17 protein-coding genes and 1 riboswitch are annotated in these 18892 nt (G+C 67.7%); of the genes, 11 read left to right on the forward strand and 6 right to left on the reverse strand.

The window, feature by feature from the left end:
* Positions 1 to 87 precede the first annotated feature (87 nt).
* Entirely contained in the window at positions 88 to 1287 is a 1200-nt protein-coding gene (locus tag OXR60_RS02380) for a glycoside hydrolase family 27 protein (RefSeq protein WP_267393674.1), read from the reverse strand.
* A gap of 472 nt (positions 1288 to 1759) precedes the next feature.
* Between OXR60_RS02380 and OXR60_RS02385 the strand changes: the two genes are divergently transcribed.
* Genes OXR60_RS02385 through OXR60_RS02400 form a run of 4 tightly spaced genes read left to right on the forward strand, consistent with a single transcriptional unit; the run spans position 1760 to position 4245 of the window.
* A complete protein-coding gene (locus tag OXR60_RS02385) occupies positions 1760 to 2494 on the forward strand; it encodes a hypothetical protein (RefSeq protein WP_267393676.1) in 735 nt (244 codons plus the stop codon).
* Positions 2491 to 2877 carry a hypothetical protein gene (locus OXR60_RS02390; RefSeq protein ID WP_267393678.1) on the forward strand — a complete coding sequence of 129 codons (387 nt, stop codon included), beginning with the start codon at positions 2491 to 2493 and terminating at the stop codon, positions 2875 to 2877. The genes OXR60_RS02385 and OXR60_RS02390 overlap by 4 nt, the downstream gene beginning before the upstream one ends.
* Complete coding sequence (locus tag OXR60_RS02395; RefSeq protein ID WP_267393680.1) at positions 2768 to 3664, forward strand: M48 family metallopeptidase; 897 nt, start codon at positions 2768 to 2770, stop codon at positions 3662 to 3664. Before OXR60_RS02390 ends, OXR60_RS02395 begins: the two co-directional genes overlap by 110 nt.
* A gap of 2 nt (positions 3665 to 3666) precedes the next feature.
* A complete protein-coding gene (locus OXR60_RS02400) occupies positions 3667 to 4245 on the forward strand; it encodes a hypothetical protein (RefSeq protein WP_267393681.1) in 579 nt (192 codons plus the stop codon).
* A 94-nt stretch (positions 4246 to 4339) separates the two neighbouring features.
* On the opposite strand, the gene asd is transcribed toward OXR60_RS02400, so the two are convergent.
* Positions 4340 to 5209, reverse strand: a complete 870-nt coding sequence (asd, locus tag OXR60_RS02405; protein WP_267393682.1) for an archaetidylserine decarboxylase — start codon at positions 5207 to 5209, stop codon at positions 4340 to 4342.
* A gap of 32 nt (positions 5210 to 5241) precedes the next feature.
* On the opposite strand from asd, the gene OXR60_RS02410 reads away from it, so the two are divergent.
* Positions 5242 to 6903, forward strand: coding sequence for an aminotransferase class III-fold pyridoxal phosphate-dependent enzyme (locus OXR60_RS02410; RefSeq protein ID WP_267393683.1), 1662 nt, complete (start codon positions 5242 to 5244; stop codon positions 6901 to 6903).
* A 12-nt stretch (positions 6904 to 6915) separates the two neighbouring features.
* Here OXR60_RS02410 and OXR60_RS02415 read toward each other — a convergent pair whose 3' ends face one another.
* The gene (locus OXR60_RS02415) at positions 6916 to 7221 is read right to left on the reverse strand and encodes a hypothetical protein (protein WP_267393684.1); all 306 of its coding nucleotides are present in this window, start codon (positions 7219 to 7221) and stop codon (positions 6916 to 6918) included.
* A gap of 10 nt (positions 7222 to 7231) precedes the next feature.
* Here OXR60_RS02415 and OXR60_RS02420 point away from each other — a divergent pair, with 10 nt between their 5' ends.
* Positions 7232 to 7573, forward strand: a complete 342-nt coding sequence (locus tag OXR60_RS02420; protein WP_267393686.1) for a hypothetical protein — start codon at positions 7232 to 7234, stop codon at positions 7571 to 7573.
* Here the strand turns inward: OXR60_RS02420 and OXR60_RS02425 are convergent.
* Positions 7516 to 8178 (reverse strand): methyltransferase domain-containing protein, encoded by a 663-nt coding sequence (locus tag OXR60_RS02425; protein WP_267393688.1) that lies wholly within the window; start codon positions 8176 to 8178, stop codon positions 7516 to 7518. The genes OXR60_RS02420 and OXR60_RS02425 overlap by 58 nt on opposite strands.
* A gap of 232 nt (positions 8179 to 8410) precedes the next feature.
* Here OXR60_RS02425 and OXR60_RS02430 point away from each other — a divergent pair, with 232 nt between their 5' ends.
* A complete protein-coding gene (locus tag OXR60_RS02430; RefSeq protein WP_267393690.1) occupies positions 8411 to 9403 on the forward strand; it encodes an MBL fold metallo-hydrolase in 993 nt (330 codons plus the stop codon).
* Positions 9404 to 9414: 11 nt separating this feature from the next.
* Here OXR60_RS02430 and OXR60_RS02435 read toward each other — a convergent pair whose 3' ends face one another.
* Entirely contained in the window at positions 9415 to 10245 is an 831-nt protein-coding gene (locus OXR60_RS02435; protein ID WP_267393692.1) for an aldo/keto reductase, read from the reverse strand.
* A gap of 106 nt (positions 10246 to 10351) precedes the next feature.
* Between OXR60_RS02435 and OXR60_RS02440 the strand changes: the two genes are divergently transcribed.
* From OXR60_RS02440 to OXR60_RS02450, 3 genes are all read left to right on the forward strand, one after another.
* Entirely contained in the window at positions 10352 to 11986 is a 1635-nt protein-coding gene (locus OXR60_RS02440) for an OFA family MFS transporter (protein WP_267393695.1), read from the forward strand.
* 75 nt (positions 11987 to 12061) lie between these two features.
* Complete coding sequence (locus OXR60_RS02445) at positions 12062 to 12751, forward strand: response regulator transcription factor (protein WP_267393697.1); 690 nt, start codon at positions 12062 to 12064, stop codon at positions 12749 to 12751.
* 5 nt (positions 12752 to 12756) lie between these two features.
* On the forward strand, positions 12757 to 14124 hold the full coding sequence (locus OXR60_RS02450; protein WP_267393698.1) for an ATP-binding protein: 1368 nt from the start codon (positions 12757 to 12759) through the stop codon (positions 14122 to 14124).
* 57 nt (positions 14125 to 14181) lie between these two features.
* Here OXR60_RS02450 and OXR60_RS02455 read toward each other — a convergent pair whose 3' ends face one another.
* Positions 14182 to 16764: a TonB-dependent receptor gene (locus OXR60_RS02455; protein ID WP_267394071.1), complete on the reverse strand. Its 2583-nt coding sequence runs from the start codon at positions 16762 to 16764 to the stop codon at positions 14182 to 14184.
* A 246-nt stretch (positions 16765 to 17010) separates the two neighbouring features.
* Between OXR60_RS02455 and OXR60_RS02460 the strand changes: the two genes are divergently transcribed.
* Positions 17011 to 18420: an alginate export family protein gene (locus tag OXR60_RS02460; protein WP_267393699.1), complete on the forward strand. Its 1410-nt coding sequence runs from the start codon at positions 17011 to 17013 to the stop codon at positions 18418 to 18420.
* A gap of 221 nt (positions 18421 to 18641) precedes the next feature.
* Positions 18642 to 18876: riboswitch (cobalamin riboswitch) on the forward strand.
* The last annotated feature ends 16 nt before the right edge of the window (positions 18877 to 18892 follow it).

Here is an 18892-nt window from a genome sequence, read left to right on the forward strand (position 1 = left end):
TAAAAAGCAAAATTGAAATACGAAATGAAGCGCAAGTGCCGGTCGGGATCGCGTGGTTCGGCCGGCACCTGCATCAGAACGGTGCGATCAGGCCTTGAGCCGCAGCATGACCACACCATGGGGCGTGACCTCGGCCTGGTAGCGGCCGTTGTGGGTGCCGAGGTCGCGATGCTGCCAGAGGTCGCGGACATGGAGGCGCACCGTGGTCGGCAGGCCGAGCGTCGTCCAGTCGGCGGCGATCGTCGCCGGCGCCTCGCCACGGTTCCACAGCAGCACCGCGCGGCCGCCGTCGGCGAGCGGCTTGGTCCAGACCTCGAGGTCGCCCTGTTGCGATACCCGATGGCCCTGGATGCCGAGCGCGTCCTGGTCGACCGCGATCACATCGTGGTTGAGCAGGATGGCGCGCGTCTCGGGCGACATCGCGGCGATGTCGTTGCCGGCGATCAGTGGCGCCGCCATCATCGACCACAACGAGAAATGCGCACGATATTCGATGTCGCTGAGGCCGCCGTTGCCGACCTCGAGCATATCGGGATCGTTCCAATGGCCCGGCCCGGCGAACGGCCACAGCGGCTCGTTGAGGTCGGCGATCGAGGCGACGCCCCAGCTGTAGCTATACTTGCCCTTCCATTTGTCGGTGATGTCGCCGGTAGTGCGCCACATGTTGCCGATCTTGCTCGCCCACAGCCAGGGCTTGGAGGTGCCCCATTCGCAGATCGAGAACAAGATCGGCCGCCCGCTCGCCTTCAGCGCATCGGCCATGGTCGCATAGGCTTCCTCGGCGTTGCGCGTGCCGGTCGAGCACCAATCGTATTTGAGATAGTCGACACCCCAGCGCGCATAGGTGACGGCATCCTGATATTCATGGCCCTGGCTACCCGGGCGGCCGCCGCAGGTCTTGGTGCCGGCATCGGAATAGATGCCGAACTTCAGGCCCTTGGCATGGACATAGTCGCCGAGCGCCTTGAGCCCCGAAGGAAAGCGGGTCTTGTCTTCGCCGATGAAGCCGTTGGCGTCGCGGGTGCCGTGCCAGCAATCGTCGATCACCACGAACTGGTAGCCGGCCGCCTTCATGCCGTTGGCGGCGATCGCATCGGCGGTGGCGCGGATCGTCTGTTCGTTGACGTTGCACGCGAACTTGTTCCAGCTGTTCCAGCCCATTGGCGGGGTCTGCGCCAGGCCGTTGGCGACACGCTTGGGGTCCTTGGATGGCGCGAGGGTATTGGGATCCGTGTCCAGCACCTCCTGCGCGACCGCCGGCGACAGGCCGCCGAGTAGCACGGCCATGGCTATGGACTTGGACAATCGCTTGGCAATCACAGCAATCCTCTCGCTTCATTGGCCACTCTTCTGTGGCGCGTGACGGCGTGGTGCCATCGTTCGTCAGGCCATGGTGGCGCATCGCGGCAGGCGAGGCAATCGATCGCGAGGCGTTCGAGGGGCAGGCAAGGGATGCTAGTCAAGCTGCAGACATCGTAGCAAGTTTCAAGGCGCGCCGAGTTGCGGTTCCCGCCATACAAGCAGGCATGCTTTGGTTATCTAACAAACGTCAGGTCTTGACTGTACAGTCGCAAAGTATAGCCATAGGATTGTCACGGATGGTGACGCCAGTGCGAGTCGAACACCGTTGAAGATAGACGCGTCAGCCGGGATTTGTCGCGCAGTACAGAATGTTGCAGCCACATCCCGCGGCTTGATCTGATTGGATCGGCTCGCGAGGACGGGCGGCGAGGTTTGATCACTCCGGGGGGAGGCAAGGATGGCACGATTACGGCTCATGCTCGCGGGGCTGGCGCTGGCCAGTTCAGCGGCACCGGCCCAGGAAAAGGCGGCGACGCGGCCGGGCTTCGTCTTTCCTGCGGGCCATCCGATCCGCATCCTGGTGCTGCGCCCCGAGGTGAGGGCAGGCGCGCAATCCGCGGGGGGCACGGTCAGCCCCAATGCCGACTGGACCCGCGCCGCGCGCCGCAACATCGCCGAGGCGCTGGTCGCGGCGCGGCCCGGCGGCGCGGCAGACATGGTGTTCATGCCCGATGCCGAGGGCGAGGCGGCCACGGTGCTGGCGGACTATCGTGCCTTGTTCGGGGCGGTGGCGGATACCGTACTCCAGCATCGCCTGTTCAAGGGTGATCGGCTGCCGACCAAGAAGACCGGGTTCGAATACAGCCTGGGGCCGGGCGTTGCCCGGCTCGCGGCGGGTGTCGGCGGCAACTATGCGTTGTTCGTCGCCACCAACGATGCCTATGGCTCCACCGGGCGCAAGCTGCTCCAGGCGGCGGCGTTGCTCGCGGTCGCCGCCTCGGGGATCGGCGCAAGCGTCACCGCGGGCGAGCATACCGGCTATGCCGGGCTGATCGACCTCAAGACCGGCGACCTGTTGTGGATGAACGCCGATGCGCGAATGGGCGGCGATGTCCGCGACGCGCAGGGCGCGGCGAAGCGCGTCGCGCAGTTGCTCGAGGATTTCCCCGCGCCGGGCAGGAGCGGTCGGTGATCGCCCGCGCTATGCTGGCGGCGCTGCTGAGCGCTGCCACGGTGGCGGGCGCTGCCGAGCCGAAGCCGAGCGGATCGCCGTCGACGGCCAATTACCGGCCGATCGGTCGCGACGAGCAGGGATTGTGGGCCGAGGCGGACGAGGCGGAGCGCGAGCTCAAGACCTCCAAGCTGGTGATCCGCGAGCCGCAGGTGAACGCCTATCTGCGCCGCGTGCTGTGCCGCGAGGTGGGGGGCTGCCGGCTGCGCGAGCGTGCGGCTGTATCTGCTGCGCGTGCCGGTCAGCAACGCCAGCATGGCGCCCAATGGCGTGCTGCAGGTCTATTCAGGCTTGCTGCTGCGTATCCGCGACGAGGCCGAACTCGCCGCGATCCTCGGCCATGAGTTCACCCATTTTGAGAACCGTCACAGCCTCGCCGGGCTGCGCAAGCAGCGCAGCGCGACAAGCTGGGGCGCCTGGCTGACGGTCGCCTCGTTCGCCGGCGACCGGCCGCGCAACTTCATGCCCGATTTCCTTACCAGCTACTTCACCTACAGCCGCGGCCAGGAGCGCGAGGCGGACCTCGGCGGGCTGCAACGGCTGAGCAGCGCCGGCTACCGGCCGATGGCCGCGAGCACGATCTGGATGCGGATGCGCGAGGAGAAGGACGCGCAGGTGCGCGGGCTCGGGGTCAGGAGCCGCAAGGACACCGATTATGGCCCGTTCGCATCGCACCCGATGGATCTGGAGCGGATGACCTATCTCGCCCGCGAAGGGCAGGGGCTGAGCACAACCGCTGCCGCGTTCGATGGCGCCGACGAGTATAGCGCCGCGCTGGCACCGATCTGGCCGATGCTGATCGACGACCAGATCAAGCTCAACGATTTCGGCGGCAGCGATTACCTGCTGGACAATCTCGCGCACGGTAACTGGACCGGTCCGCTGCTCTATGCGCGCGGCGAACTCTATCGCACGCGCGACAAGCGCGGCGACAAGCTGACCGCCGAGGCGCTCTACCGGCAGGCGATCGTCTGCGCCGACGCCCCGGCAGCGGCCTGGCGCGGGCTCGGGCTGGTGCTGCTGCGCAACGGGCGCGTCGACGAGGGCAAGGCGATGCTGCGCACCTATCTCGCGCGCAGCCCGGACGCCGCCGATCGCGCGGTGCTCCAGGCGCTGGCGGATGGCGTATGAGGATGACGCGTCCGATCGTCTGCGCGCTGGCGCTGCTGCTCGCAGTCCCCGTTGGCGCGCGATGGAAGGAGGTCGCGCCGGCGCGCATCGCCGTCGCCGGGTCGACGCTCAGCGTCACCGCCGATCCCGGCTGGAACCGCTGGACCAAGCGGCCGATCAAGAAGGCGGAAGTGTGGAGTCTCGATGGGCCGCTGCTCAACCGCCTCGACTTCTTTGCCGGCATCGCGCCTGGCGAACCGCTCGCCCGCGAGCACAACAAGAAGCGCGAGCCGCTGCCGAAGTTCAGGGCGGCGATGCGGGCGCCCGAGATCGCCGAACTGATCGAGCGCACGCTGCGCATCACCGAGAGCGCGCCGGACTTCGTCGTCGAGGCGGTGGCGCCCGCCGCCTTTGCGGGTGACCAGGGCTTTCGGCTGCGGTTCCGCTACACCAAGGGCGAGCTCGTGCGCCGCGGCGAGGCGCGCGGGCGCGTCGTCGGCGGCAAGCTGTACCTGATCACCTATGCGGCGCCCGCGCTCCATTATTTCGACACCGGCCTGTCACGCGCGACCGCGATCATGGACAGCGCCAGGATCGGGTGACGGCGTCCGTGCCGTGCCATGGCAACTTACCGTCATCCTGAAACAAGTTCAGCATGACGAAGGAGGAGGACCTCGTCATACCGCTGCCTCGGCATCACCCGAGCATTCGCGCGATCGGTTCGCCGGCGCGGATCGCGGCACCCTCACGCAGGCCTTCGGCAAGCGCGACATTGCCCGGCACGAAGCAGATGATCGTCGAGCCATGCTCGAACCAGCCCATTTCCTCGCCCTTGGCCACCGCCACGTCGAGCGCGCGCCGCTCAGCGCCGAGCGCGCGCGCCATCGGCGCGGTGTCGACGAACCCCAGCCTGATACTCGCGACCAGGATCGCCGCGACGGGCACGAGCAGCAGCGGCAGATCGGTACCGGCGATCCGCGCCTCGATCACCGCGCGCTCGTTGCGGCAGAACAGCCGCTCGACCCGCTTCAGCGCGATCGGGTTCACGTTCCAGCAGTCGCCGGCCAGATAGGTGACGCCCTCCACCCGCAGGTCGGAGGGAGCGTGGAAGCGGTGGTACATGCCCGCGGTCAGCCGCAGCGTCACGAACCGGCCATCGCGAAAGCGGTCGACCAGCGCGGGATCTGGGATGAGGTCGCCGAGTCGGTAGGGAAAGCCCTTCACCTGATAGAGCGCGTCGCCATCGATCCGTCCGTGGGCGCCGACGATGGCGTCGCACGGGTTGGCGATCACCGCCGGATCGGGATCGAACGCCCGCGCGCCGGGGCGCAAGCTCCGGGTGAAGCCGTCACGCAGCGACGCGAAGCAGGTGGTGCTGGCATCCGACAGGTCCGGGCGGGCGAAAAAACGCCATGCTGCCAGCGCCGGCCGCGCCACCAACGGGTGCTCGACCCGCGCGATCCGGCCCACCGCGTGGGTCGCGAGGCGGCGCGGCAAGCGGTTGGTGAGCAGGAAGTTGAGATCCTCCTGGAGCAGGATCCGCATCGCTAGGCTGCGCAGTGTCATGGCCGTGTCACCACCCTTGTGTGTAAGGCAGCATGCTGCCGCTTCTTGCCGGGACCGCCGCCGCCGCCGCGGGTCTGTTCACCCTCACGAAAGCCCGCCAACGGCTCGCGCTGTCCCAGGCCAAACACGCCTCGCTGGGTGGCCATGTGCGCCTGGCCAAGCGGATCGCGGGGCAGATCCCGGCGCTGGTCTATGGCCCGGACCGCTTCTTCCGGATCGACGATGCACCCGCCGAGATTGCGGCCGACCGCGCCGCGGGGTTCGAACGGCTCGGCGAGCTCTACGCGTCCCGTTTCCCGCAAACGCTGGCGCTGACCCGCGAGACGCGCGAGGGCCTGTCCGACCTCCAGTTCACCGGCAGCTACCGCGTACCGTTCCCGTTCAGCCGGCGGGTGCGCGAGACGCTCGGCACCGGCGCGTTCGTGCAGCGCTCCGAGGGGCCGATCGTGATCGATCTCGACGGCAACCGGCTGATCGATCTCACCGGCTCCTATGGCGTCAACCTGTTCGGCTATGAGTTCTACAAGCAGACCATTGCCGAGGGCGCGGCGACCGTCGCCGATCTCGGCCCGGTGCTCGGCGCCTATCATCCGGTGGTCGCCGACAATGTCGCCCGCCTGCGCGCGCTGACCGGGCTCGACGAGGTCTCGTTCCACATGTCGGGCACCGAGGCGGTGATGCAGGCGGTGCGGCTCGCGCGCTACCACACCCGCCGGCCGCGCATCGTCCGCTTCGCCGGCGCCTATCACGGCTGGTGGGGCGAGGTGCAGCCGGGGATCGGCAATCCCGTGCCCGCGGACCGCACGCTGACGCTTGCCGAGATGAGCGACAAGACGCTCGCCGTGCTCGCCCGGCGCAAGGACATCGCCTGCGTGCTGGTCAACCCGCTCCAGGCCCTGCACCCCAATGCCGGTGCGCCGTCGGACAACCAGCTGGTCGACAGCAACCGTCGGGCCGAAGCGGTGACCGACGATTATCGCGCCTGGCTGCAGCGCTTGGCTGCAGTGTGTCGCGCCAACGGCATCGTGCTGATCATCGACGACGTGTTCATGGGCTTCCGCCTCGCGCCCGGCGGCGCCGCGGAATATTTCGGCGTGCAGCCCGATCTCGTCACCTTTGGCAAGACGCTCGGCGGCGGCCTCCCGGTGGGGGTGGTCTGCGGCCGGGCGGAGCTGATGAAGCGCTGGCGCGACGATCGCCCGCTCGACATCTGCTTTGCGCGCGGCACCTTCAATGCCCACCCTTATGTAATGGGGGCGATGAACGCCTTCCTGCGCCGGCTCGATACCCCGGCCGTTGCCGCCCTGTACGATGGGCTCGACGAGCGCTGGAACGCGCGCGCAGCGCAGATGAACGCGGCGCTCGAGGCGGCAGATCTGCCGCTGCGCGTCGCCAACCTCCAGTCGATCTGGACGATGCTCTACACCCGCCCCTCGGCGTATAACTGGATGCTGCAATATTACCTCCGCGCCGAGGGGCTGTCGCTGAGCTGGGTCGGCACCGGGCGGCTGATCTTCAGCCTCGACATCGACGATGCGCTGTTCGCCGACATCGTCCGCCGCGTCGTCGCCGCGGCAACGGCGATGCGCGCCGACGGTTGGTGGTGGGCGACACCGGCGCTCACCGACAAGGCGATCCGGCGGCGGCTGCTGCGCGAGGCGCTGCGGATGCGGCTCGGCCGCGGGGTGCGCTGATCAAGCGCCCGATCAGGCGGCCGCGGCGTCCGGATGATCCATCCGCTCGCCCTTGAGCAGCCGCTTGGGCGCGCTCTTGTAGAGGTTGAAGTCGTTGAACGGGTCGGTGAGGATCTTGGTCGCCCACACCAGCCCGGTTCCGACATCGCGCAGGAAGAATAGCTGGATCGAGCGAAACGCGATCGCGCCGGCGCCGAGGATCAGCCAGCCGATGCCGACATGGCGCAGATAACCCTCCACGCCATGCGGGTGCGCGAGGGTGCCGAACAGCGTCGGCGTGATCAGCAGGCCCACCGGAATCAGCGCCCACAGGCTCATCAGCACCACCTTGGAACAGATTGTAGCCGACCTTGATCTCTTCCTTGTGATCGTGGGCCGCGTGGTTGACGTGGTCATAGCCCTTGGGCTCGAAGAAGAAGTGGCCGGCCTGGCGGCTGGTCATCGCCACGCCCCAGGCGAGCAGGCTGGCGATCGCCGGGTCGGCGAACAGCAGCACATAAGCGGTGAGGAAGGTGCAGGCGCTGACGAAGTGCAGGCTCTGGTTGACCAGGCTGTGGTGGTAATAGCGGTGGTCGTCCCAGCGCTGTTCGGCGAGTTGTGCACGGAAACCGGTCATCGGCTACAGTCCTCGGAAGCGTGGAGCTTGGCGATACGCACGAGCGAAAAATGACCGAGCGGCGGGATCGGCCGCTGCTCGACGAGCACGACATCGTCGCGCGAGGCGATCCAGTCGGTGTACAGGCTGAAGGGAAAATCGGTGCGGAAGCCGAGCCGGCTCGTCACCGGCATCAGCGCCTTCTCGATCCCGCCGCGCAAGCCGCCGGCGGCGCTGACCCGGGTGGTGACGATGATCTCGCCACCGGGCCGGCATACCCGCGCGAACTCGTCGAGCGCGCGGCTGGGGTTGGGCACCGCCGAGACGACATATTGCGCGACGACGACATCGAACGAGGCGTCTGCGTAAGTGAGCGCCTCGGCATCGCCGACTTCCACCGCCTCGACATTGTCGAGCCGGTGCTGGCGGACGCGGGCGCGCGCCTTGTCGAGCATCGACTCCGACAGGTCGATGCCGATCAGCCGGCTGGTGTTGGCATAGCCCGGCAGCGAGATGCCGGTGCCGACGCCGACCTCGAGGATCCTCCCGCCGATGCGATCGGCCGCCTGCACCGCCGCCGAGCGGCCCTGGCGGAAGACGGGGCCGAACACGAGATCGTAGATCGGGGCCCAGCGGTCATAAGCGCGGGCGACCCCGGCGGTGTTCATCACCAAATCCATCAGCCGCTCATGCTCCCCATCGCGGACATCCTGCCGCCATGCTCTCGCAGAGATGCGTGACAGATGAGGGACGAACGCGTGTCAGTATCGCGACGGCGGGCACGGTGATGTCACGGCATGATGCGCGAACCGGCATCATCGCTTGCCAGAGCGACAGCGATCAAACTCCGCACGGCGCACCGCAGGCCGCGCAAAGCTCGCGGCCGCTGCTTTGACCCGCTACGGCGGCGGCATGGCACGCAATCCTTACTATCAAGGCCCGCCGAGCGACCATTTCGACGGCACCCGCTTCTTCAACCCCGGCCAGCCCTCCACCGATCGCGGCCTGCGCGCGGTGCTGCGGTGGAAGCTGGCCGGCGCCGCCCAGCGCTGGCCCGCGGCGGTGGCGGTCACGCCCGCGCGGCCGGCGCAGCGGGTCGATGGCCTGCGGGTCACCATGGTCGGTCATGCCTCGCTGCTGATCCAGGCGGCGGGGGTCAACATCCTCACCGATCCGGTGTGGTCGCCGCGCGCGAGCCCGTTCCGTGCCGTCGGCCCCAAGCGCGTCACCGCGCCGGGCATCGCGTTCGACGATCTCCCGCGGATCGATGCGGTGCTGCTCAGCCACGGCCATTACGATCATCTCGACCTCGCGACGCTGCGCCGGCTGCACGATCGCGATGCCCCGCTGATGGCGATGCCGCTCGGCAATGACGCGATCGTGCGCAAGGCGATTCCCCAGGCCCGCTGCGTCAGCGGCGACTGGTGGGACCGGCTGCCGCTGGCTGAGGGTATCGCGACCACGCTCACCCCCGCTTATCATTGGTCGAACCGCTGGCCGAGCGACGCGCGGATGATGCTGTGGAGCGGCCATTATCTCGACACGCCGGCGGGATCGATCTGGTTCGTCGGCGATACCGGCTATGGTGACGGCCGCATCTTTGCCGAGGTCCGCGAGCGGCTGGGATCGCCGGATGCCGCGCTGATCCCGATCGGCGCCTATGAGCCGCGCTGGTTCATGGCGGCGCAGCATGTCGATCCGGCCGAAGCGGTGCGGATCATGACCGATGTCGATGCCGGCTGGGCGCTCGGCATCCACTGGGGTACCTTCCAGCTCACCGACGAAGCCCGCGAGGCGCCGCGCGACGGGTTGGTGGCCGCCGTCGCCGCGAGCGGCCTGGCGCCGGACCGCTTCGTCGCCGCCGAGGTCGGCGGGGTCTACGACCTCACGCGCCGGAGCCGTTGAGCCAAGGTCGCCTACAGCATTTCGAGCGGGACGGGCGCCGACGGCGGCGGAAAGGCCTGGTCGAGCCGGGCAAGGTCCTCGGCGGTCAGCACCAGATCGGCCGCTGCCCGATTGTCGCGGACATGCGCGGCGGTGCCGGCCTTGGGGATCGCGATGACGCCGTCGCGCGCGAGCAGCCAGGCGAGTGCGACCTGCGCCGGCGTCGCGCCACGATCCGCGGCAATCTCGCCGAGCGCCTTGTCGCCGACCAGCCGGCCCTGCTCGATCGGGCTATAGGCCATCAGCGGCATGCCGTGGTCGGCGAGCCACGGCGCCAGATCGTGCTCGGGCCCACGCCGGCTGAGGTTGTAGAGGATCTGGTCGGTCGCGCAGGCGCCGCCGCCGCTTGCGACCAGCTCGGCCATGTCGTCGGTGTCGAGGTTGCTGACGCCCCACCGCAGGATCTTCCCCGCGGCGACCAGCGCTTCCATCGCCTCCACCGTCTCGGCAAGCGGTACCCGTCCGCGCCAGTGGAGCAGATACAGATCGAACCGATCGGTGCCGAGCCGGGCGAGGCTCGCCTCGCAGGCCTGCGCCAGCCGCGCGCGCGAAGCGTTTTGCGGATAGGCCTTGCTGACGAGGAACACGGCATCGCGCCGGCCGGCGATCGCCTCGCCCACCAGCCGTTCGGATTCGCCGTCGGCATACATTTCGGCGGTGTCGATCAGGGTGAGGCCGAGGTCGATGCCCGCGCGCAGCGCGGCGATCTCGTCGGCGCGGCGCGAAGGCTGCTCGGCCATCATCCAGCTGCCCTGGCCAAGCGCAGGCACCGTGGCGCCATCGGGAAAACGGATCATCTTCATCGCCGGTCAACGCCGAGAGCGGCGCTTTGGATCATTCCCACACCGCAGCTTCATTCGCCGCGCCGTTAGGCTATGGTCGCGCCAACAGGGGCGGGGGAGACGCTGCATGACGAAGGATGGGGCAACTAGCGGTTCGGCAGCGGGCGGCTTTCTCGACCGGGCCCGCAGCATCGCGCCGCCGGGTTTCAACCGCTGGCTGGTGCCGCCCTGCGCGCTGGCGATCCACCTGTGCATCGGCATGGCCTATGGCTTCAGTGTCTTCTGGCTGCCGCTGTCGCATGCGATCGGCATCGCCGATCCGGTCGCCTGCCCGGGGATGACGCTCGGCCAGGCGCTCGTCACCACCCGCTGCGATTGGCGGGTGAGCGATCTCGTCTGGATCTATTCGATCTTCTTCGTCGTGCTCGGCGTGTCTGCGGCGCTGTGGGGCGGCTGGCTCGAACGGGTCGGACCCCGCAAGGCCGGCGTGGTCGCCGCCTGCGCCTGGTGCGGCGGCATCGCGATCGGTGCGATCGGCGTCTCTGTCCACCAGCTCTGGCTGCTCTGGCTCGGCACGGGGCTGATCGGCGGCATCGGCCTTGGCATCGGCTATATCTCGCCGGTGTCGACGCTGATCAAATGGTTTCCCGACAAGCGCGGCATGGCCACCGGGATGGCGATCATGGGCTTTGGCGGGGGCGCGATGATCGGCAGCCCGCTCGCCGACAAATTGATGAAGCATTTCGCCGACGCCAGCCAGATCGGCGTGTGGCAGACCTTCCTGGTGCTCGCCACGATCTATGTCGCGTTCATGATGGCGGGCGCGCTCGGCTTTCGCGTCCCACCCACGGGCTGGGCGCCGGCGGGGCAGGGCTCCTTGCCCGAGGTCGCGGCTGCATCGGGCTTCCACGTCCATCTCAAGGATGCGCACCGCACGCCGCAATTCTGGCTGGTCTGGGTGGTGCTGCTGCTCAACGTCTCCGCCTCGATCGGTATCATCGGCATCGCCTCGCCGATGCTTCAGGAGATCTTCGGCGGCCGGCTGATCGATCATCCCGGCCAGCTCTTCGCCGCCTTTGCCGATGCCGACAAGAAGGCTGCGGCCACCGTCGGCGCCGGCTTCGTCGGGGTGATCAGCCTGTTCAACATCGCCGGGCGCTTCTTCTGGGCCTCGTCGTCGGACCGGCTCGGCCGCAAGCCGACCTATGCGATCATGACCGCGCTCGGTGCGCTGCTCTACGGCCTCGCCGCGCCGGCGCTGGCGGATCGCTCGATCGGCCTGTTCATTCTGTTGTTCTGCGTCTGCGCCTCGATGTACGGCGGCGGCTTCGCTACCGTTCCGGCCTATCTTGCCGATCTGTTCGGCACCCGCTTCGTCGGCGCCATCCACGGCCGGATCCTGACTGCCTGGTCGGTCGCGGGCGTGCTCGGGCCCTATCTCGTCACTACCATGCGCGACGATCGCATGGCGCGCGGCATCGCTGGCGATCAATTGTATCAGCCGATCTATTGGGTGCTCGGCGGGCTGCTCGCCGCGGCCTTCCTGCTCAACCTCGCGATTCGCCCGGTCGATTCGCGCTTCCACATGGCCGCAGGCGAGAGGGCGGGTGTCGCGGCGGCGACCGATCCGGCGCCTGCGACAGCCGTTCTCCCGGCAGACCGCCTGGGTGCCACCGCGCTGCTGGCCTGGGCAGCGGTGTGCCTGCCGATCGCCTGGGGAATCTATCAGACGCTCGCCAAGGCCGCGGTGCTGCTCAAATAGCGCTCGCAGGTCGCTTGCGAGCCCCTGGCGTTGCTGTACGGCGCGGAGGCACGGGAGCGGCCTGAAGGAAACGCCATGGGTTTGACGCTGTTGCTGGTCGAGGACGATGCGATCTTTGCCGAGGCGCTGGCCGGGGAGCTGCGGCAGTTCGATCACCGCGTTACCGTCGCCGGTGATGGCCGCGAAGCGCTCGACGCGATCGACCGCGATCAGTTCGATGCGGTGGTGCTCGATTGGATGCTGCCGCGGCTCGACGGCGTCGCGGTGCTCGAGCGATTGCGCAGCGGCGAGCGCACGCTGCCGGTGATCATGCTCAGCGCCCGTGGCCAGTCCGACGAGAAGGTCACCGGGCTGGTGGCGGGGGCCGACGATTATGTCGTCAAGCCGGTCGCTGCCGCGGAACTCAACGCGCGGCTCCACGCCGTGGTCCGCGGCCGGCAGTGGACCGGTGCCGGCACCACCGCTAATGCCGATACCCTGCGCGCCGGCGACATCGTCGTGAGCCCCAGCCGGTTCCGCGCCTGGCGCGGCGACGTGCCGATCGATCTCGTCAATCTCGAGCTCAAGTTGCTCGCCGAATTCGTCCGCAACGCCGGCAGCGTGCTCACCCGCGCGATGCTGCTCGAGCGGGTTTGGGGCTATGACTTCGAGCCGACCACCAATCTGGTCGAGGTCTATATCGGCCGGTTGCGCCGCAAGCTGGCGGTGAGCGGGGACGATCCGATCGTCACCATGCGCGGCGTCGGCTACATGCTGCGCGGCTAGTCGGCGTGGCCAGCCTCGGGTCGCTGCGCGCGATCACGCTGTTGTTCATCCTCGCCTTCACCGCGGCGACGATCGGCACCGGGATCATCACCTACAACGCCACCAGCCGGACGATCCGGCAGCTGGTCGATGCGCGCATTGCCGCGGCGGCCGACGCAATCGCGGGCGAAGGCGCGACGCTCGCCACGCCCGAGCTGCTGCGCCGCATGACCGTGCTGGAGGACGACCGCGACACCGGTGATCTCGGCATCACCCTCGGCGATCCGCAGCGCCGCCATCTCGGTGGCAACATCACGCTCGTTCGCCGCCTGCCGTCGGGCTTCTCGACGGTGACGCTGAGCGATCACATCAAGGGCCTCGCGCACGGCCGCGCCTATGTACGAAGCCTCGGTGGCGGCCGCACGCTGACCGTGGTCGCCGAGACCGAGCCGATCGAGGGCTATGCCGCCGCCCGCGTGCGCATCTATGCGGCCGGGTTTGGCGCGATCCTGCTGATCGTCTTCGCCGGCACCATCCTGTTCGCGCGTGTCGTCGCCGGCCGGATCGCCGCGACCCGCGCCACTGCCGAGGCGATCATCGCCGGCGACATGGCGCGACGCGTGCCGATCCGCGGCGACCGCGGCGTGTTCGATGCTCAGGCCGCGACCTTCAACCTGATGCTCGATCGCATCGACGATCTGATGCGGACCATGACCCATGTCTCGAGCGACATCGCGCATGATCTGCGCACCCCGCTCGCCCGGCTACACAGCCAGCTGGGCACCCTCGCGCGCGCCGCCGAGACGCCGGCGCTGCGCGCAGGGATCGAGCAGGCGCTGGCGCAGAGCGACGAATTGCTCGCGATGTTCGCCGCAGTGCTGCGCATCGCCGAGGTCGAGGGCGGCGCCCGCCGCGCCGGCTTTGCGACGATCGACATCGCCGCACTCGCGCATGAGATCGCCGCGATGATGGCGCCGGTCGGCGACGAGACCGGCCACGTGGTGGTCTGCGCACCGGCACCGCCGCTGGCGATCCGCGGCGATCGCCAGTTGCTCACCCAGTTGCTGATCAACCTGATCGAGAACGGCCTGCGCCACACCCCGCCCGGCTCGCGCATCACCCTCTTGGTCGAGCGCCGCCCCGGCCACGCCGTCATCGTGGTGAGCGACGATGGCCCCGGCATTCCCGGAGCCGAGCGCGCCCGTGCGCTGCGCCGCTTCGGCCGGCTCGATCTCAGTCGCGGCGCCCGTGATGAAGCCGGCGGCACGGGCCACGGCCTCGGCCTCGCGTTGGTCGAGGCGATCGCCCGGCTTCACGACGGCACGGTGCGCCTCGAGGATGCCGGCCCCGGCCTGCGCGTCGAGGTCGACCTGCCTGTGCGATTGCCGGCATAGGAAACCCGGCCCGAGCAAGCGCTCGAGCCGGGCTGCAGCTGTCCGGTCCGGACGGGATCAGAACTTGACGCTGACCTCGCCGCCGAAGGTGCGCGGCGGGTTGTAGTTGCCGTAATCGCCGAGGGTGCCGCCATAGGCGGTCGAAATCAGCGTCTGGCCGTTGTAATTGTACACCGGCGACGAGTTCGCATCCGAGCGGCGGTAGATATACTGCTCGTTGAACAGGTTGCGCGACCACACCGAGAAGGTCACCGCCTGGCTGTTCTCGCCAAGGCGGATGTTCGCCAGCGACAGGCGGCCGTTGACCACGAAGCTCGGGTCGGTTTTGGTCGACTCCGCCTCGAAGCTGTACTGGCTGCTGGCGTAATTGGCGTCGAGATGGAGGCGGACGCTGGCGTCGCCGCCGCCGACCGGCACCACATAGTCGATCGCACCCGATGCCGCATTCTTCGGCGTATAGACGATGTACAGCTGCTGGGTGACGCCGGTGAGCGGGTTGGTCGCCGTCGGCAGGTCGAAATAGGTGTAGGCGTAGGAGCCGCTCAGCGTCAGCTCGCGGGTCGGCTTGATCGTCAGATCCGCTTCCACACCGCGGATGTGGTTGGTGCCCTGAGCGTTGATCGCCTCCTCGAGGTGGCTGGCGTAGGTCGGGCTGGTCGGATCGGTGTCGTAGAGATCGAAGTCGAACTGCGTGTTCTTGCGGTTCTCGATATAGCCCGCGAGGTTGAGGCGTGCCTTGTGGTCGAAGAAGTCCATCTTCGCGCCGATCTCGTAGGAGCGCACCGATTCAGGCCCGAACGAGTCGAACTTCTGCGAGCGGTCGTCGGCGCCGCCGGCGCGGAAGCCGGTGGAATATTTGGCGTAGAGATGGACGTCCTGGGTGGCGTCGAACGCGACATTGACCATCGGGTCGAAGCGGTTGGCGTTCTCCTTGAACAGGAAGGCGCCGTTGGTGATCGGGTTCGGCGTGGTGTCGCCGTTGACGATGAACAGCGAGCCGTGGCGATCGTCCTTGGTCCAGCGACCACCGGCGGTGATGTGGAGCGCGTCGAAGCCGTCGGGGGTGTAGGTCGCCTGGCCGAACAGCGAGTAGTTGTGATCGTGCGCCTGGCTGTCGCGGGTGATGAACTGCGAGCCGGGCTGATAGCCCGAATTCGCGCTCGACAGCGTGCCGGTGACGAACGGATTGCGGATCGTATAGGCGGTCCCGTCGGCATTCCACAGGTTGCTCAGCGGGGTCGCCGCATATTCGGTGGCATGCTCGGTGTAATAATAGGCGCCGACGACGTAATCGAGCTGGTGGACGCTGCCCACCGCCTGGAATTCCTGGCTGAACTGGTTCTGCCGCAGGAACGACAGGCTGTAGCGGCTGAAGTTGCTGTTGGGCGCGAAGGCCGAGCGCTCGGGCCCGCCCGAATTGTCCCACTGATCGGTGCTGACGCCGCGCCAGGCGGTGATCGAGCGCAGCTCGATCCAGGGCGCCGCCTCATATTTCAGGTTGATCGAGGTGCCATGGGTGAGATCGGTGCTCTCCTGCTGCGGCACGCCGACGTCGGCCACCGACTGGCGATCGGGATGAACGCCGACCAGCGGCGCCTTGGGGGCGACGCAGGCAACGCGGCCGGCCGTCGCCTGGGCGGCGGTGATGGTGCCGCCGCACGCGGTGTTGGTGCCCGGCAGATACAGCGTCGTCCCGGTCACGCCGGCGGCGTTGGTGTAGGAGCCGACGGTGTAGTTGTTGGGGTTGTAGTTGAGCAGCTGGCTGTACATCGGCGTGTTGTCGTCACGCGCCTGATCATAAGCGATGTCGGCGGTGAAGCCTTCCACCGGCTGCCAGCGCGCCTGCACCCGGCCGCCCTTGCGATCGTAGTAATTCCAGCCCTTCGAGCCTTTGAGCGGATCCTTCACGGTCGGATCCTGGTGCTGATAAACGCCGTCGAACTTGAGCGAGATGTTGTTCCACTCGGGCAGGTCGATATGCGCCTCGGCATTCTTGCTGCCGTAATTGCCGATACCGGCGGTGACGCGGCCGTCGAACTGACCGGTCGGTGCCTTGGAAACCAGCGACAGCGCGCCGCCCTCGGTATTGCGGCCAAACAGCGTGCCCTGCGGGCCCTTGAGCACTTCGATGCGCTCGATATCGAACAAGGCGGCGTTGAGGCCCTGGGTCTTCCCGAGCGCGACGCCGTCGATATAGACGCCGACACCGCCGTCGCGCGCCGTCTGGTTCTGATCATAGGGGACGATGCCGCGGATGCCGATGGTCAGCGCCGACTGGCGCGCCTCGAAGGTGGCGATGCGCAGCGACGGCACCGAACCGTCGGCGAGGTTGAGCAGGCTCTGCACATGGCGGTCGGCAAGGGCCTGGGTGTCGAGCACGCTGATCGAGATCGGCGTCTTCTGCAGGTTGGTCTCGCGGCGGGTCGCGGTGACGACGATATCGGCGAGGCCGTTCGGACCCTGCGTGGCGCTGCCGTTGGTGCTGGTCGCCTCGGCGGTGCCGGTCGAGGTGGTGCCGGCGGCGGCCGCGTCGGTGGTGGTGCCGGTCTGCACGTCCTGCGCGAACGCCGGGCTGGCGACCACGGCCAGCATGGCAGCGCCGGAGAGCAGCAGCGCGCGGCCGCCGAACTTAATCATCATCGTCATGGTCCCTAAAGGTGCGTTTGTGCGTTGCATGGAGCCTTAGGGGGGATGGGCGTCACATCTGTTGCACTTGTGTGAAAGGCGCCGCCTTCCTCACTTCATGTTGGCGTCATCTTTGACCAGCGCCAATCGTGGCTGCGATCGCCGGTGAATACGCTCAATAGTGTTGCGTCGACCCTGATAATGTGAGCCATCGCGAGCAGATGTCATCAAACGGCAGTGTTGCGCGATCAAGGATAGATCATGCGCAAGTACCCAATTGCTCTTGGCAGTGCCACGCTGATGTTGGTGCCGGCGCTTGCGCAGGCACAATCCTTGCCGGCGTCGCCCGCCTCCTCGACCGAAAAGCCCGGCAAGGAGGAAACTGCGCCGAAGGAGGATCAGCCCGGCCTGATCATCACCGCCTCGAGTCGCGCCCGCTTCGAGACCGTTGATGGTCGACCAAGGCCCGGCTATGCGACCTCCGAAGACGCCTTCCTGCTGCGCACCGGCGTCGCGATCGAATATGGCCCAGGGCCGCTATCGATCGGCGGCGAGCTGATCGATAGTCGCGCCTATGACATCGGCGGCAAAACCCAGATCGGCCGCGACGACGTCAACGCGGTCGAACTGCCCCAGGCCTATCTTAAGCTGCGTCTCGACGATGCGTTCGGCACCGGCAGCAAGCTCGCGCTGCAGGGCGGCCGCTTCCTGCTCAACCTCGGCTCCGGGCGGTTGGTGGCGACCGACGAATATCGCAACACCGTTAACGGCTTCACCGGTTTGCAAGTGGAGATCGATCCCACCCGCGCGACAGCGCTGACGCTGTTCTACGTGCTGCCGCAGGAGCGATTGCCCGACGACGCCGACGATATCCGCCACAACAAGGTGCGCTTCGATCGCGAGACGTTCGACGACGCGTTCTTCGGCGCCTATCTCCGCCACAAGAAGCTGGTCGGCCCGCTGCAGGGCGAACTCGCTTACTATCGGCTGGTCGAGCGCGATTCGCCGGGGCGTGACACCGCCGATCGCCACCTTAGCGTGGTCGATGCGCGCATCGACAATGACGCCAAGGCAGGCAGCGTCGATGTCGACGTGGAGGGTGTCTACGAATTCGGCCGCGCCAGCGACTCGACGATGGCGACTGCGACCAACGCCGCCGTCGCGGCGGGCTTCGTCCATGCCGCGGCCGGCTATACCTTCGCCGCGCCGTTCACGCCGCGGGTCGGCCTGTTCTACGACTATGCCAGCGGCGACAAGCCGGGCGGCAAGTTCGGCCGGTTCGACACGCTGTTCGGCAGCCGTCGCGATGATCTCGGGCCATCGGGTACTTATGGCGGGGTGGCGCGCGAGAACATCAGCGCGCCGGGTGTCCGGTTCGAGGCCAAGCCCGGCAAGCGGGTCGAAGTGCTCGCCGACTATCGCGCGATCTGGCTCGCGTCGCGCTATGATCGTTTCTACAACGTCGTCGACAAGACCGGCCGGTCGGGCGATTTTGCCGGCCAGCAGCTGTCCGGTCGCTTCCGTTACTGGCTGGTGCCGCAGCATCTGCGGCTAGAGAGCAACTATGCGTTGCTGTTCAAGGGCGCGTTCCTCAAGGACGCGCCCCAGGCGCTCGCCCGCGACCATGATCTGGTCCGCTTCCTTGAGATGAACGTCCAGGTCACCTTTTAGCGGATGATGACGTCACGTCGGCATGCTCCCTCAACCCCGTTCGCCCTGAGCTTGTCGAAGGGCCTTGGGTCTCACCGTGCTTCGACAGGCTCAGCACGAACGGATTAAGAGGCAGCTGGGCTTCCGGCATGCGCCGAACTTGGGCCCACCTTGCTGGGGAGCGATCGGATCGCAACGGCCGGCGCCATTTGCCAACCACGGACGCGCTACGCTAAGGCTGGTGCCGAACTGATCGCGCCGGTGCCCGCAAGGGCTTGAAGGGGAATGCGGTGCGGGGGCTCGTCCCCTCATGCCGCGGCTGTCCCTGCAACTGTAAGCGGTGAGCAACGTGCCCAACGCTCCTGTCGCCGGGAGCAGCCACTGGACCCCCTGGCCGCATCGGCCACGGACCGGGAAGGCCGGGTGCCGAGCTTCGACCCGCAAGCCAGGAAACCCGCCGGCGATGGGTCGCTCATGCCGTCATCCAGGGGAT

The sequence above is a fragment of the Sphingomonas sp. GC_Shp_5 genome (assembly GCF_026540855.1).
GTDB lineage: Bacteria > Pseudomonadota > Alphaproteobacteria > Sphingomonadales > Sphingomonadaceae > Sphingomonas.